14 protein-coding genes and 1 tRNA gene are annotated in these 13,841 nt (G+C 66.2%); 9 read left to right on the top strand and 6 right to left on the bottom strand.

The genetic code is table 11. The annotated features are described in order from the left end of the window. Positions 1-14 precede the first annotated feature (14 nt). The 3 genes from D3226_RS14165 to D3226_RS14810 all read right to left on the bottom strand — a co-directional run bounded on the left by D3226_RS14165 (position 15) and on the right by D3226_RS14810 (position 2,222). Positions 15-1,445 (bottom strand): MBL fold metallo-hydrolase, encoded by a 1,431-nt coding sequence (locus tag D3226_RS14165; RefSeq protein WP_130452324.1) that lies wholly within the window; start codon positions 1,443-1,445, stop codon positions 15-17. 194 nt (positions 1,446-1,639) lie between these two features. Next, positions 1,640-2,011 carry a thioredoxin gene (trxA, locus tag D3226_RS14160; protein WP_130452323.1) on the bottom strand — a complete coding sequence of 124 codons (372 nt, stop codon included), beginning with the start codon at positions 2,009-2,011 and terminating at the stop codon, positions 1,640-1,642. Between the two features lie 25 nt (positions 2,012-2,036). Then, complete coding sequence (locus D3226_RS14810; protein ID WP_130452322.1) at positions 2,037-2,222, bottom strand: hypothetical protein; 186 nt, start codon at positions 2,220-2,222, stop codon at positions 2,037-2,039. A gap of 129 nt (positions 2,223-2,351) precedes the next feature. On the opposite strand from D3226_RS14810, the gene D3226_RS14155 reads away from it, so the two are divergent. From D3226_RS14155 to D3226_RS14115, 9 genes are all read left to right on the top strand, one after another. Then, the gene (locus tag D3226_RS14155; RefSeq protein ID WP_237462948.1) at positions 2,352-2,645 is read left to right on the top strand and encodes a metal-sensitive transcriptional regulator; all 294 of its coding nucleotides are present in this window, start codon (positions 2,352-2,354) and stop codon (positions 2,643-2,645) included. Between the two features lie 113 nt (positions 2,646-2,758). Continuing rightward, the gene (locus D3226_RS14150; RefSeq protein WP_237462947.1) at positions 2,759-5,401 is read left to right on the top strand and encodes a hypothetical protein; all 2,643 of its coding nucleotides are present in this window, start codon (positions 2,759-2,761) and stop codon (positions 5,399-5,401) included. 114 nt (positions 5,402-5,515) lie between these two features. Then, entirely contained in the window at positions 5,516-6,532 is a 1,017-nt protein-coding gene (gene dprA, locus D3226_RS14145; RefSeq protein WP_130452321.1) for a DNA-processing protein DprA, read from the top strand. 114 nt (positions 6,533-6,646) lie between these two features. Then, positions 6,647-7,195 (top strand): hypothetical protein, encoded by a 549-nt coding sequence (locus D3226_RS14140; protein WP_130452320.1) that lies wholly within the window; start codon positions 6,647-6,649, stop codon positions 7,193-7,195. Further along, complete coding sequence (locus D3226_RS14135) at positions 7,192-9,006, top strand: type IV secretory system conjugative DNA transfer family protein (protein ID WP_130452319.1); 1,815 nt, start codon at positions 7,192-7,194, stop codon at positions 9,004-9,006. Before D3226_RS14140 ends, D3226_RS14135 begins: the two co-directional genes overlap by 4 nt. A gap of 72 nt (positions 9,007-9,078) precedes the next feature. After that, positions 9,079-9,534, top strand: coding sequence for a single-stranded DNA-binding protein (locus D3226_RS14130; RefSeq protein ID WP_130452318.1), 456 nt, complete (start codon positions 9,079-9,081; stop codon positions 9,532-9,534). A gap of 5 nt (positions 9,535-9,539) precedes the next feature. Continuing rightward, on the top strand, positions 9,540-10,154 hold the full coding sequence (locus D3226_RS14125; protein ID WP_130452317.1) for a hypothetical protein: 615 nt from the start codon (positions 9,540-9,542) through the stop codon (positions 10,152-10,154). After that, a complete protein-coding gene (locus D3226_RS14120; RefSeq protein WP_130452316.1) occupies positions 10,096-10,329 on the top strand; it encodes a helix-turn-helix domain-containing protein in 234 nt (77 codons plus the stop codon). Before D3226_RS14125 ends, D3226_RS14120 begins: the two co-directional genes overlap by 59 nt. After that, positions 10,322-11,521, top strand: coding sequence for a tyrosine-type recombinase/integrase (locus D3226_RS14115; RefSeq protein ID WP_130452315.1), 1,200 nt, complete (start codon positions 10,322-10,324; stop codon positions 11,519-11,521). Before D3226_RS14120 ends, D3226_RS14115 begins: the two co-directional genes overlap by 8 nt. Before the next feature lie 229 nt (positions 11,522-11,750). Here D3226_RS14115 and D3226_RS14110 read toward each other — a convergent pair. From D3226_RS14110 to D3226_RS14100, 3 genes are all read right to left on the bottom strand, one after another. Continuing rightward, positions 11,751-11,824 (bottom strand) — tRNA-Pro (locus D3226_RS14110). Positions 11,825-12,093: 269 nt separating this feature from the next. Continuing rightward, a complete protein-coding gene (locus tag D3226_RS14105) occupies positions 12,094-12,885 on the bottom strand; it encodes an ATP-binding cassette domain-containing protein (protein ID WP_202383248.1) in 792 nt (263 codons plus the stop codon). Continuing rightward, the gene (locus D3226_RS14100; protein ID WP_202383247.1) at positions 12,878-13,840 is read right to left on the bottom strand and encodes an amino acid ABC transporter permease; all 963 of its coding nucleotides are present in this window, start codon (positions 13,838-13,840) and stop codon (positions 12,878-12,880) included. Before D3226_RS14100 ends, D3226_RS14105 begins: the two co-directional genes overlap by 8 nt. Position 13,841 lies beyond the last annotated feature (1 nt).

Below are 13,841 nucleotides of genomic sequence, written 5' to 3'. Positions count from 1 at the left end.
GCCTATGAGACGGGTCAGACCGGGACCGGCGTGCTGGTCTCGGGGGTGTTGCCTGCCGCGGTCCAGGCGGCGTAGCTGCCGTTGAGCTCGGCGATGTCGTAGCCCGCCCGGCGCAGCGCGCTGGCCGCAACGCTGTTGCGGACTCCACTCTGGCAGTACGACACGATCGTCCCGGCTCCGGGATCGGGAAGCAGATCGAGATTCCACATCACCCTCCCGCCCGAGACCTGACGCGCACCGGGCAGGTGCCCCTCCGAATACTCAGTCTTGTTGCGCACATCGAGCAGCATGACCCGCTCGATGCTGTCAAGCTCTTCCGGCTGCACGAGCCTCGGAGTCACCAATTCGAGACCGTCGAACGAGGTGATGTACCCCCGCACGGTGTCGATCCCGACGCGGATCAGGTGATCCCGCATCGCCTCGGCCTCTTCGAGGTCGGCGGCGAGCAGCACTAGGGGGCGCTGCTCGACCAACGGATCCACCACCCAGGCACCGTAGCTCGCGGCCTTGTCGACCCCTGGAATGTTGAGCGAACGCTTCACGGTGCCCAGGTGCACTTCGCTGTTGTGCCGAGTATCGATGAGAATGGCCGTATCGGCGGCAAGTTCCGTCGACAGCTGCTCGGTCGTGTACTCGACGAGCGCGGGCGCCTCGCCGATCACCGCGGGCCCGACCTTGTTCTCCATCTTCATGCGCCCGAAATAGGCGTGCGCATCGGGCTGACCGCTGAGGAGCTCGTCGACGAAGCCCTGTTCGTCGTCGTTCCTCAGGTACTGGCTCCACCAGGAGAAATTGCGTTCGTAGCCGACGGTCGAGGAGGGGATCGCGCCGAGCGCTTTGCCGCAGGCGCTGCCGGAGCCGTGGGCGGGGAGCACCTGCACGTAGTCGGGCAGCGTGAGGAAGCGGTGCTTGAGACTCGCGAAAAGATCCTTCGCACCCTGGAAGCGGGTATCGACGAAGCCCGCGGCCTCGTCGAGCAGGTCTGGTCGGCCGAGATCGCCGACGAACACGAAGTCGCCGGTGAGCATGAACCCGGGCTCCGCCGACTGTGCACCGTCGGTGACGAGGAATGACAGATGCTCGGGGGTGTGGCCGGGAGTATGCACCGCCTCGACCGCGATGTTGCCGAGCCGGATCCTTTGGCCGTGCTTCATCCGCACTGCGCCGTCAAAGTCGGTGCCGTACGTCCAGTCCGGGCCGCCTTCGTCAGAGATGTACATCCGCGCCCCGACCCTCGCGGCGAGCTCGCGCGTGCCCGAAAGGTAGTCGGCGTGGATGTGGGTCTCGGTGACGGCGACAATCCTCATGGTGTGTTTCTCGGCGAGATCGAGGTAAATATCGAGGTCTCGGCGCGGATCGACGACGATCGCCTCGCCCTTCGCCTGGCAGCCGATGAAGTAGCTCGCCTGCGCGAGATCTTCGTCGTAGATGCGTTCCAGCAGCATGATCAGATCCTCCTATGTCGTAAACGGGTGGAGTACGTCAGCGGCAGGTGCAGCGGTCGGCCTTGGGAACCCCGTAGAGAGCTTCCTCGATGTGCTGGCCGCAACCGGTCCAGGTGGGCTTTCCGCAGGTCGAGCAGGTGATTCGAGCGCACATGATGGGGTCCTCTCAAACGATGTGCCGGTGGGGTGGGTGGTCAGGATGCAGGCTGCGCGTCGCGGTCGGCGAGCTGCCTGCGCACGTCTTCCATGTCGAGATCGCGGGCGCCTTGGATCAGCTGATCGAGCTGCGGTGCGCGAAGCGCGCCCGGTTGCGAGTAGACCATGATCCCGTCGCGGAACACCACCAGTGTCGGAATCGACGTGATGCGGAACTCGGCCGCAAGCTGCTGCTCGACCTCGGTATCGACTTTGCCGAACACGATGTCCGGATGCTGCGCAGCAGCCTGCTCGAACACGGGCGCGAACGCCCGGCACGGCCCACACCACGCCGCCCAGAAATCCACGAACACGATCCCTTCACGGACCGTCTCAGCGAAGTCGGTGTGAGTCAGGTTCTTCGTCGCCATAATCCTGCTCCTGTCCTTCAGCGGTTCAGCGCCCGAAGAGACGGGAGAAGAACCCGCCACGTTCGGCCTTCGCCGCGTCGACCTCGGCCCGCGAGTGCTTACCGTTGCACCAATCGGAAGCCGGCACGCTCGTCTTCACCATCGCTACGTGCTGGCCACAGCCCGCCCAGGTCGTCTTCCCACAGGTGCGGCACTTCGTCGCTCGACACATACCGTGCTCCTCAACTTTCAAACCAAACTCAGATACCCCTGGGGGTATTCTTCAATAGTCAAAACTATACCCCATGGGGTATCCTGATTGTCAAGTCCTACCCGGTTCGACACTTGAAAGCAGGCAGCGATGTCAGACATGCCCGCAACCCTCCTCAGCACTGCTTCCCGTGACGAGGAAGCCAAACGCAAGGTAGTGAACCGTCTCCGTCGTGCACACGGACAACTCGCCGCTGTGATCAGCGCAGTCGAAGACGACGCCCACTGCCGAGATGTCGTCCACCAGCTCGCGGCCGTCACGAAAGCACTCGATCGCGCGGGCTTTCTTGTTATCTCCAGTGCGCTCAAGGAGTGCCTCACCGCCCCGGATGGGGAGCCGTCCGATCAGGATGAGCTGGAGAAACTCTTCCTTAGCCTCGCTTGATGAGATAGGAGCGCTTGAGTCCGCCAAGCCCACGAATGGTGGTGACGGGGGACGCACCTGACTAGTGGCCGCCGTCGATCCTGGCGTCGGCGTTTCACTAGTCAGGAGTTCCTATGTCCACAGCGCTCGAACCCGGCCGAGCGGCGAGACCGCCCGGCCGGTTCACCGATCGTGCCGCCGCACTGCTCACGATCCTGCTCATGCTCATCAGCGGCCTCTTCTTCACCACTCTGCCAGCGCAGGCCGCGACCCTCGGCGTCGGGTACGGCAACGAAGACCTATGGCTCGGATCGTTCTCCTCGCATGGCCGGCAGGCGTACTGCATGGACCTCGGAGCGCTCGCACCGTGGGGAACCACGCAGCACCCCGCTCTGACCACGACACTTGACGATCTCACCGCGAGCGAACTCGCTCGGCTGAACTATGTCATGGGCCGATGGGGCGAATCGCGGGACCCGAATGTGACCGCCGCAGTGCAGCTATACGTGTGGGATGTCGCTGACCACGACACCTACGTCGACCGTGGCGGGGATGCCCAACTCGTGACCCGCGTCCCGGCTGACGCACAGAGCACTGTACTTTCAAATCTGGCCGGGATGCGCGACTCGGCAGTCGCGAACGCGGTCACGGACCCGTCGGTCTCCCTGTCGATCGCGATGGGCGACCAGTATCAAGGCACGCTCACCGTCGGCACGAACCCGGCCTCTGCGACGGGCACCGTGACCCTCACGAACGCGACCTTCCCCGACGGGTCCGCGTCGGCAACGCTCGGGGCGGGGACGCAAGAAATCGTCGGTACCCCGCCGGCGACAACCCCGGACTACCAGATCACCGCGACGATGCAGGCTCCCGCGGTCGGGTACGGGGCCGGTGTGGATTTGTTCTACACGCCGGGCGAGCAGCGCATCCTCGGCAGTGCATCGTTCGAACCGTTGTCGGCGATCGCGAAGTCTCCGGTGATCCCGCTGGATTTCCAGCCCGTGATCGAAACGGCGGTGTCGGCGAAGTTCGTGCAGGCCGGTGACCCGTTCCTGGATGACCTGAACGTGTCGGTGACGAAGCATTCCTGGATTAGCGTGAACGGCGCCCCGGTCGAGGTCGTAGCCGAGGGCACCCTGTACGGGCCGTTCGATGCGCAACCCGCCGAAGCGAACGCACCCCCGCAAGGCGCCCCGGTGCTTGGAACCGAATCCCTGGCGCTCACCCGCCCCGGCAGCTACACGTCGCCGGGAACCCTCACGGCACCGGAGTCGGGGTTCTACACGTGGGTGTGGAAGATCGACAGGGACGCGCAGGGTGGGAACGCGAAGTACCTCACCGATAGCTTCACGGACAAGTTCGGCCGGGTCACTGAGACCTCGGTCTCGCCGTTTCAGCCCGGAGCCGTGTCGAAGGCGAACGGCCGTCTCGTGAGGCCGGGGGATGCGGTGACGGACACGATCACGGTGTCCTCGACCAACGGGGCCTGGCTGAAACACAATGGCGAGCCGATCCCTGTGGTCTTCGAGGGCACCGCCTACCAGGTGCCCGGCGCCCTCCCACCTGCACAGAGCGAATCGGTGCCAGCAGGCGCGGTGCCGGTCGGGACCGTGCAGGTCACCGCGACGGGGCCTGGCGAGTACGAATCTCCCGAAGTGCCCCTCCCGGATGCGGGGTTTGTGACCTGGGTGTGGGAAGTGAAGAAGGCGTCGCAGCCCGAGTGGGTGCGACCCTACATCGCCGACGACTGGGAGGACGACTACGGCATCAACATCGAATCGCACTCCGTCCGGTGGCCGCTCACGATCATGTCGGAGGTGCGCGAGTACAACGTGCACCCAGGCGGTCGCGCGTTCGACCGCATCACCGTGGCCGGGTTCCCAGGCAACCACCCCGACTTCGCAGGCGACGGGTACTGGGGAGCAGACGAACAGGAGCTCACCCACACCATCTACGGACCGTTCAAAACCGACACGATACTCACCGAGGATCTCGACCTCGACACCGCGCCGGTGCTGACGACGATCACGACGCCGGCGAAGAACGGGGTCTACGACATCGGCTACACCGACGAGGACCGCATCCAGCCCGAAGACCCCGGCTACTACGTCGTCGTGACCACCTTCACGGGCGATGACCGGGTGCAGCCGTTCCAGAGCTCGGCCGCAGACATTTGGGAGCGGTTCTACGTCCCGCAAGACGGGCAGCCGGTGTCGATGATCACGCAGGCCACCCCGGCTGCAGGTGTCGGTGAGGAGTTCGACGATGCGGCGCTCGTGCAAGGGTCGAAAATCCCGGACGGCGCGTACCTCGTGTTCCGCGCCTACGGTCCCCACGATCCCGACGCTGCGCCAGTGTGCGAGACGCCGTTCTTCACGTCGGAGAAGATCCCGGTCACCCAGACTGGCATCTACCGCTCCGGCACCACCAGCGTTGACCGGGCCGGAAACGTGTACTGGGTCGAAACCCTCTACAACCAGGACGGCAAGATCATCGCCGAAGGGAAGTGCGGGACACCCGGTGAGACGACTGTTGTGACGGATACGCCGCCGAAGACGCCCCCGACGCCCGAGGTGCCGGAGCTGCCGAAAAAGCCCACCGAACTCGCTGTCACGGGTGGTTCCGGGTTCCCGTGGCTGATCGGCGCCGGGGGCGCGGCGGCGCTCCTCGTGGCCGGGATCACGCTGTGGTTCGGGCGCAGGCTCACGCGGCTTCGGGAGCGCGTCGGCGACGTCAGAGAGGAGGACGAAGGTATCGAAGAACTCATGAACGAGTAGCGCACCCCTCAGGGCGGGGCCGGCGGACCATCCCCAGGTCTGCCGGCCCCGCCCGTCCTTGTGTCTGGGCGGGTGCACCTGTTCTCTGACGGTTCGATTCGGAGGAGGCCGGGCATGAGGTACACGGAGGACGAGACCGCCAGGATGCTGCTGGCCGCGCTCGTGGAACCAGGGCACGCTCTGACGGGGCAGCTTGTCCGCCTGATCGGTGCGGCAGAGACCGTGGAGCTGATCCGTGACCCCGGACGCCCGTTCCCGGTCCAGGTCGACCCGCTCGACGGGGAGCACTGGCGGGAGGGCCCGACCGCCAGGTGGACCGCAGGACTCAGCGCCGATCTCAGTGCTGGTTTCGCCGATCAGTTGCGTGCGCGCACTGAGCAGTACGGGCTGCGGCTCCTCACTCCGGGGCGGGCAGGCTGGCCGGTCTCGCTTCAGGACCTCGGCGACCGTGCACCGGTCGCGCTCTGGGCCTTAGGAGACCCCGAACTTCTCACCTCCTCGGTTTCCTCACGGGTCTCCGTCACCGGGGCGCGCGCGGCGACCGCCTACGGGGAGGAAGTCACCCTGTCGATCGTCACGGACCTCGCCGCTGAGCCGCTGATCATTGTCTCCGGTGGTGCCTACGGCATCGACGCCGCCGCGCATCGTGCGGCATTTGGCACCCGCCCCGAGTCAACGATCGCGGTCCTCGCAAGCGGGCTGGATCGCCCCTACCCATCAGGGCACGCCGAGCTGTTCCGGCAGATCACTGCAGCCGGGAGTGTGCTCGTCAGCGAGACCGCTCCGGAGGTCATGCCAACGAAGTGGCGGTTCATCGCCCGCGCCCGCCTGCTCGCAGCCCTCGGCGGGGCAACCGTGATTCCTGAGGCCGGGTACCGTTCCGGGTCGCTCCTCACGGCCGCCCGCGCGAACGAACTCGGCCGGCCCGTCGGCGTGGTCCCGGGTCCGCTCACGAGTGCGGCATCGTCTGGATGCCACCGGCTCATCCGGGAAGGAATGGCCGAACTCGTCACGAGCACCGGGGACGTCACCGAGATGCTCAATCCCCGCCCGTTCCGCCTCGGCCCCGCCTACGAACAGGCCGCCCGCCGCGCCGCCCCCGGCCGCGTCACCGGCCGGCCCGCGCTCTGAACGCCGCCCCGCCGGGTGCACCTTTCCGGCGTGCTCGTTTCGAGCGGGCCTCGTCTCACCCCAGGCCACAGTTCGGGGCTGTTCCCTGGCTGCTAGTGATTGGAGACCTGTCGTATGTCGAAGCGTGATCGTTCGAAACCCGCCGATCTGTCCGTGGTGATGGTGAGGATCACGGTCCGGGATGACGGCAGTCTGGCCGTCACTGTCGACGGGGCACCGTATCTGCCGCCGGAGTTTTCTCCGCCGTGGCAGCGGGGATCGTTCCCAGCGATCGTGGACGCGATCAGTCAGCACACTGGCTGCACCCTCCGCGTCGATGTCATCGAGACCGACGGCCGTGTCATGACCGACTTCTACACCTCGCGCCTACCCCGCCGCCGAGCCGAACCGTCGGCGGAGATGGCGGCGCAGCACGCTCAGCACGCGCCGGCGGTCGCGGCTGCCCCGGTCACACCGCCGCCGCGGCTGGTGCAGTTCGCCGGATCGGGGATGGTGCCGGGTGAGGATGTCGCGGTCGCAATCGTCATCGCCCACACCGAGACCGGGCCAGACGGCATCGCCCGCGCCCTGATCGATTCCCGCTACCTCGACCATGCGCCCACGGGAGAAGCGATCCTCCTCGGCCGCATCTCGGCCACCGTCTGCATCGGGAGACCGCAATGAGCGGCGAACTCCGCCCGACGAGGAGCCTTGGCGACGAACTCACCAACGCCGCACTCGTCGGCATCGCCGCCCTCGCGGTGGTCGCCGTGCTACTCCGCGCCGCGGGCAGTATCGCCGCGTTCCTCACCAGCCTCCCCGAGCCCGGGGCTGGCCTCGGTGCCGGTGCCGGTGTGCTCCTTCATCCCGGCGACCCGGGAGCTGCGCTGGACGCTCCGGGGCTGAACGTGGTCGTGTACTGGTTCGTCGCCGGCTTCCTGCTCCTCGGCGCGGCGATTGGCGCGTGGTGGGTGTGGTCGAGGCTTCGACATCACGGGCGACGGCACGCGATGGACCCATACCGGATCGCCGGGATCGCCAGCCGCGCCGAAGTCGCAAAGGCAGGTTCCCCGCGTGCGTTGCTCGGTCGGGCGGGGAACCTGCGCCCCTCGCTCGAGAACCCCGCCCCAGTGGATGTCGGCTACCGGGTTGGGGCGTCGCGCGGGGTCGAGGTGTGGGCGTCGGTCGAAGACTCGATCCTCCTCATCGGGCCACCCCGGTCCGGGAAGGGCGTGCATGTCGTCATCAACTCGATCCTCGACGCCCCCGGCGCGGTCGTGACGACCAGCACGCGCCCTGACAACGTGACGGCGACGATCCGCGCGAGGGAGCAGGTGGGCCCGGTTGCGGTGTTCGATCCGCAGCACCTCGCCGACGGCATCCCCGCAGGGCTCCGTTGGTCGCCCGTCCGCGGCTGCACCGACCCCCTCACCGCCATGATCCGCGCTGCGGGGCTCGCCTCCGCGACCGGGCTCGGGAAAGGCGGCGTCGAAGGCGGCGACTTCTGGGAAGCAAAAACACGGGTCGCGCTCCAATGCTTGTTGCACGCGGCCGCCCTCGACCAGCGACAACCAGCCGATCTGTTCCGGTGGACGCTCGACCCGTCCGCCGCCGGCGACGCCGTATCCATCCTCGCCACGCACCCACACGCTGCAGGAGGCTGGGCAGAAGCGATGCAGGCGATGATCGAAGCCGACCCCCGCACCAGAGATTCCATCTGGCAGGGCGTCTCGCTCGCTCTCGCTGCGCTCGCCGATCCGCGGGTGCTCGATGCGGTCACGCCGGGGCCGGATGAGGTGTTCGATCCCGAAGCGTTCCTCGCACAGCGCGGCACTCTGTATCTGCTGGCGACTGCGGCGGGAGCGAACAACAGTGCTCCGCTGGTCGCGGCGCTCATCGAAGATGTGGTCGAGGCCGCACGCCGCCTTGCGGCCCGGTCCGCGGGGGCCAGGCTTGATCCGCCGCTGCTGCTCGCGCTGGATGAGGTGGCGAACCTTTCGCCGTTGCCGTCGTTGCCGACGCTCATGGCCGAAGGCGGTGGCACCGGCATCACCACCATGCCCGTGCTGCAATCCCTCGCGCAGGCCCGCGAGCAATGGTCGGAGAACGCCGCGTCTGCGATCTGGGATGCCGCGATCGTGAAGATCATCCTCGGCGGAGCTTCCAACAGCAAGGATCTCCAAGACCTCTCCACCCTCATCGGGGAACGCGACGAAATCACCGACTCCACCTCCGTCGGCGACCACGGCTCCCGCAGCGCGCAACGCTCCATACGCCGCGTGCCGATCATGCCGCCCGACGCGATCCGCCGCTTCCCGTTCGGTACGGGTCTTGTGCTCCTGCGCGCGGCACCCCCGATCGTGACCCGCCTGCGCCGCTGGACCCAACGCCCCGACGGGAAACAACTCATCGCAGACCGGCGCGAGGTCGAAGCACAACTCCACTACCGGCAGGGCACGACCGGCCCAGGTGAGCGGGGTGCCGAGGGCTCGTGAGGCACTGAGGGAGCACCTGACTCGTAGGGATGTCGTGCAGAGCGCGCGACCGTGAATGAGAAGGACAAGGCAATGGAACTGCGCACCAAGACGGCTCTCACGGGCTACCTCTCCCGCACCCCGCAGCTCAAGCGTCTTCCCGATGGACTTGGTTTGTTCATTGGCCAGCTCGGCCAGAAGCAGTACCGAGACGAGGCAGACGGCAGTCTGACGCTCCTCGGCACCAACTACATCAAACTCGTCCTGCTCGGCGAGAACGCCGAGGAAGCCTTCGCCGACTTCGTTGAGGGCGACGACGTGGTGGCCATCGGCGGTTTCAAGACGCGCAGCTACGAGCACCGCGCGCAGAAGGTCGAGGAACGCGAGTTCCAGGCCGTCAAGCTCCTCTTCGACACCACGCGCGCTCGCTACCAGGTCGAACGGAAGCCCCGGCGCCGCATGGAGGTCGCGCGCGAACAACTGCCAATATCGGCCGCGGTCGAGTCCCGGGCAGCTCAGCCCGCCTCTGCTCAAGCACTGGGGCGGTAAGCGAGATGAATAGTGCTCCCGACGTTCCTCACGCTGAGGATGAGCTCGGCGACGACATTGATGCCGAACTCGAAGACGAGGACATGTACGACCTGGTCATGGCCAGCACGACGCTGCCGGAACCGCCCCGCCCGATCAACTGGAATCTGCTCTCGTCCGGTGACGCAGAGGCAGAATGGCTGGCACTGAACCAGTGGGTCGACCAGATCCGCCGCACCTACGGGCTGCCCGCTTCGGTGATCCCACCCTTCTGGTACCGGCACCCCGAACTCGTGTGGGAGCTCTCCGCACTGCATCTGCACTGGATCGCGAGCTACGACCCGGAGCAGGACGCTTCGGGTCCGATTGCCTGGCACACCGATTTCGCGCTCGCACGCGAACGGCTCCGCGAGTGGGTGGCGACCTGCGGCACCCGCCTCGACCGCGACCGCCCCACCCGGCAGACCACCTGGCCGGGAGAAACGCCGCAGCCGCCTATCGAGGATGAGGTGATCGCGAACCGGATGGAGGACTTTATCGCGTTCGTGGCCGCCGACGTGCAGGTGCGCCAGGGCATCGAGGATGAGTTCATTCGTGCGAAGCGAGCGGCTGATCGTGCCCGCAACGACGAGCGAAGTTGAGCCGCTGTGGAACTCGCGTGAAGCATCCGAGTTCCTGAGCGTCTCGCAAGCGACCCTGTCGCGGTGGCGAAGACGGCACGACGGGCCACCGTTCGTGAGCGTCGGCGGTATCGCCCGCTACAACCCGCCGAGCGTACGCGCCTGGGTACTGGAACGCGAGCGCGAGCATGGCTGACCCGCGCCAGCACAAGATGCCACCGATCGGCGTGAAGCTCTCCACCAGCATCGAAAACCGCGGCAGCGGATATCTCGCACGCGTGCGCTGGACCGACCCGCAGACGAAGAAACGGCCCAGCCGCTCCGAGTTTGTCGCGACCCCGGAAGAGGCGGAGGCGTTCTTCGCGACGATGCAGCAGGCGACCGAGACGGGCGCCGATCTGCTCGTCACGTTCGCAGATTACGTCGAGTCGATCGGCGACCGCTGGGAACGCGGCCTCGACGTGACGTCCACCGTTGCGGGATACGGCGCCAGCCTCCGGCTTCGTGTGGTGCCAGCGTTCGGTCATTTCAAGGTCAGCAAGATCAGCACCGGCCTAATAGATCGCACCATCGACCAGTGGGAGAACGAGTACAAGCCATCCACGATCAAAACCTCCATTGGCGTGCTGGTCCGCGTCCTGGACGTTGCCGTGCGCGACGAAGTGATCCCGTCGAACCCCGCGAAGAACCGGGCGCGACGAGCGTTCAACCACGTCCCGGCGCTCGAACCGGGTTCCATGCGCGCGTTCGCGATCCACGATGTAGAGACGCTGAACGCCCTCGCAGCGAAATGCGCGGAGGTGCACCAGAGCTATTCGGATCACGTCATGCTCTGCGCGTTGCTCTCCGCCCGCGGTTCTGAGGTCTCCGGGCTCGAGGTCGGAGACATCGACTGGAAGAACCGCATCGTCAAGATCGAACGGCAAATCTACCCCGGCAAGGGAGGTCTCGTTCGCAAGCAGACCAAGGGCCGCAAGACCCGATTCGTGCCGATCCTCGATGAGCTCGAACCAGTGCTCGTACGCCTCTCCGCAGGAAAGAAGCCCAGCGATCCTTTCCTCCGCGGGCCACGAGGCGGCGTGCTCACGACCGCGACCGTCCGAGATGCGACGAACTGGGACCAGATCGTGCTCGACCTCGGCCTGCCGAATCTCACCCGGCATGGCCTCCGTCACACCGGCGCGACCTGGCTCGCAGATGCCGGGGTGCCGCTCCACGTGCTGCAACGCATCCTCGGTCACGCTTCGATCGAGACGACCAAGGGCTACCTGCATCCCGATCACCGGCAGCTGAACGAGGCAGCCCAACTCGCGAACCAATTCCTCGCACGTCCGAAGACCACGCAGCGCAGGAAGGAGCCAACCCGACGCACAGGACCGCAGCTCTGATGGACAGCCCACCGACCCCGGCTCCGAGAGGGACCGGGACTTGCCGAGCCAGAAAATTGGCCCACTAGATTTCCACTTTTTGGCCCACTAGAGCAAAATCCGACCGGCCAGCGACCGGAGTAAGACGCAGATCGCGGACCCGGTTTCGGACCCGGCCAGAGCCTCGGCGAAGATCACCAAAAACGAGAGAAGCCCTGACAAGAATTGGCTTCTCATCAGGGCTTTTTCGTCGGGATGACAGGATTTGAACCTGCGACCCCCTGACCCCCAGTCAGGTGCGCTACCAAGCTGCGCCACATCCCGTTGTTCTGTTGTTTCGGGCCACTGGGGAGGCTATTGCCTGTAACCCCCAGTCAAGTGCGCTACCAAGCTGCGCCACAGCCCGTTGGTCACGATTACTCGTGGACAACTCCTCTATCTTACCCATACTTTTGGTGGCCGCTGACCACGGCGGAAGGCCGGGCGCGTCGTGCCCTGAAACGGCAGTGCCCCGGTCGCCAGAACGGCGACCGGGGCACACACACCGAGCGGGGTGGGGAGGCGCGGCAGGGCCACACCACTCCCCGCACCAGCTACAGCACGCTCTGGAGGAAGCCCTGCGTGCGGGCGTGCTGCGGGTTGTCGATCACGTTGGCCGGGGCGCCAGCCTCGACCACCACGCCGCCGTCCATGAACACGACCTGGTCAGCCACCTCGCGAGCGAAGCCGATCTCGTGGGTGACCACGATCATCGTCATCCCCTCGTTGGCGAGCTCCTTCATCACGTCGAGTACCTCGCCCACGAGCTCCGGGTCGAGCGCCGAGGTGGGCTCATCGAACAGCATCAGCTTCGGCTTCATCGCGAGCGCGCGGGCGATCGCGATGCGCTGCTGCTGGCCACCCGAGAGCTGTGACGGGTAGTGGTCTGCCCACGCGTCGAGCCCCACGCGACGGAGCAGCTGCCGGGCCTCGGCAACCGCGTCTGCCTTGTTGCGCTTCGACACGACCATGGGCGCTTCGATGATGTTCTCGAGCGCGGTCTTGTGCGGAAACAGGTTGAAGCGCTGGAACACCATGCCGATGGAGCGGCGCTGCTTGGCCACCTCGCGGGGGTGCATCTCGCGGAGGCGATCCCCCTCCGGGCGGTAGCCCACGATCTCACCGTCAACCGAGATGCGGCCGCCGTCGATCGTTTCGAGGTGGTTGATGCAGCGCAGCAGCGTCGACTTGCCGGACCCCGACGGGCCGAGCAGCACCGACACCTGACCGGCGTGCACGTCCATCGAGATCCCCTTCAGCACCTCGAGGCTGCCGAAGTGCTTGCGCACTCCGCGGAGCTGCACGAGGGCGGTATCGCTGAGCTGTGGGGTGGTGAGATCAGCCACGGCGCTCCCCCTTCTTCTTACCCTGGAATTGGACGGCGATCGCGCCGGTCATCTCGCGCGCCTTCTGCAGCGTTGAGGTGGGCGCATTGCGCTCCACGCCGCGGCCGAAGTAGCGCTCGAGGTAGTGCTGCGGGATCGACAGGATCGACACGATGAGGAGGTACCAGATGCTCACCACGATGAGCAGCTCAACCTGTTTCAGGTTCTGCGCCGAGATCTGCGTGGCCCGCGTGTACACCTCCATCACCGCGATGAGCGAGAGCAGCGAGGTGTTCTTGATCATCGAGATGAGCTCGTTGCCAAGCGGCGGGATGATGACGCGCATCGCCTGCGGCAGCAGGATCCGCACGAAGGTGGCGAGCGGGCTCATGCCGAGCGACGCCGCGGCCTCCTTCTGGCCAGCGTCGACGGACAGCATGCCCGAGCGCACGATCTCGGCCGAGTACGCGGCCTCGTTGAGCGTCAGCGCAATGATGCCGGCCACGAAGGCGGTGAGCAGCACGTTCGTGTCGATCGACCAGAACACCACATCGGTGAACGGGATGCCGAGCGAGATCTTCTCGAAGATGAGGCCGAAGTAGCCCCAGATGACGATCTGGACGAGGAGCGGCGTGCCGCGGAACAGCCACACGTAGAAGGAGGAGAACGCGACTGCAACGGGGTTGCCCGACAGGCGCATCGCCGCGAGGATCACGGCGAGCACTGTGGAGATGATCATCGCGATCGCGGTGATGAGCAGCGTCACGCCGACGCCGGACACGATCTCCGGGTTAAACAGGTACTGGCCCACCACCGAATAGTCGATGTTCTTGTTGGTCCAGAGTGCCTGGATGAACCAGGCGGCGAACAGGATCAGAGCGATCGCCCAGATCCACCGGCCGGGCCGCCGGAGCGGGAGGGCTTCGATGTCGAAGCTCCGATCCTGCTCCGGGGCCGTCACAGTTGCGTGCGTCATG

This window comes from Leucobacter chromiireducens subsp. chromiireducens (assembly GCF_016758255.1).
Taxonomy (GTDB): domain Bacteria; phylum Actinomycetota; class Actinomycetes; order Actinomycetales; family Microbacteriaceae; genus Leucobacter; species Leucobacter chromiireducens.
Note: the sequence above shows the minus strand (reverse complement) of the source record. Positions and strands in the feature narration are given on the sequence as shown.

Excerpts from the sequence above, each read along its gene's own strand:
- D3226_RS14165 (WP_130452324.1), bottom strand. The coding sequence starts at position 1,445 with ATGCTGCTGGAACGCATCTACGACGAAGATCTCGCGCAGGCGAGCTAC.
- trxA (WP_130452323.1), bottom strand. The coding sequence starts at position 2,011 with ATGGCGACGAAGAACCTGACTCACACCGACTTCGCTGAGACGGTCCGT.
- D3226_RS14810 (WP_130452322.1), bottom strand. The coding sequence starts at position 2,222 with ATGTGTCGAGCGACGAAGTGCCGCACCTGTGGGAAGACGACCTGGGCG.
- D3226_RS14155 (WP_237462948.1), top strand. The coding sequence starts at position 2,352 with ATGTCAGACATGCCCGCAACCCTCCTCAGCACTGCTTCCCGTGACGAG.
- D3226_RS14150 (WP_237462947.1), top strand. The coding sequence starts at position 2,759 with ATGTCCACAGCGCTCGAACCCGGCCGAGCGGCGAGACCGCCCGGCCGG.
- dprA (WP_130452321.1), top strand. The coding sequence starts at position 5,516 with ATGAGGTACACGGAGGACGAGACCGCCAGGATGCTGCTGGCCGCGCTC.
- D3226_RS14140 (WP_130452320.1), top strand. The coding sequence starts at position 6,647 with ATGTCGAAGCGTGATCGTTCGAAACCCGCCGATCTGTCCGTGGTGATG.
- D3226_RS14135 (WP_130452319.1), top strand. The coding sequence starts at position 7,192 with ATGAGCGGCGAACTCCGCCCGACGAGGAGCCTTGGCGACGAACTCACC.
- D3226_RS14130 (WP_130452318.1), top strand. The coding sequence starts at position 9,079 with ATGGAACTGCGCACCAAGACGGCTCTCACGGGCTACCTCTCCCGCACC.
- D3226_RS14125 (WP_130452317.1), top strand. The coding sequence starts at position 9,540 with ATGAATAGTGCTCCCGACGTTCCTCACGCTGAGGATGAGCTCGGCGAC.
- D3226_RS14120 (WP_130452316.1), top strand. The coding sequence starts at position 10,096 with ATGAGTTCATTCGTGCGAAGCGAGCGGCTGATCGTGCCCGCAACGACG.
- D3226_RS14115 (WP_130452315.1), top strand. The coding sequence starts at position 10,322 with ATGGCTGACCCGCGCCAGCACAAGATGCCACCGATCGGCGTGAAGCTC.
- D3226_RS14100 (WP_202383247.1), bottom strand. The coding sequence starts at position 13,840 with ATGACGCACGCAACTGTGACGGCCCCGGAGCAGGATCGGAGCTTCGAC.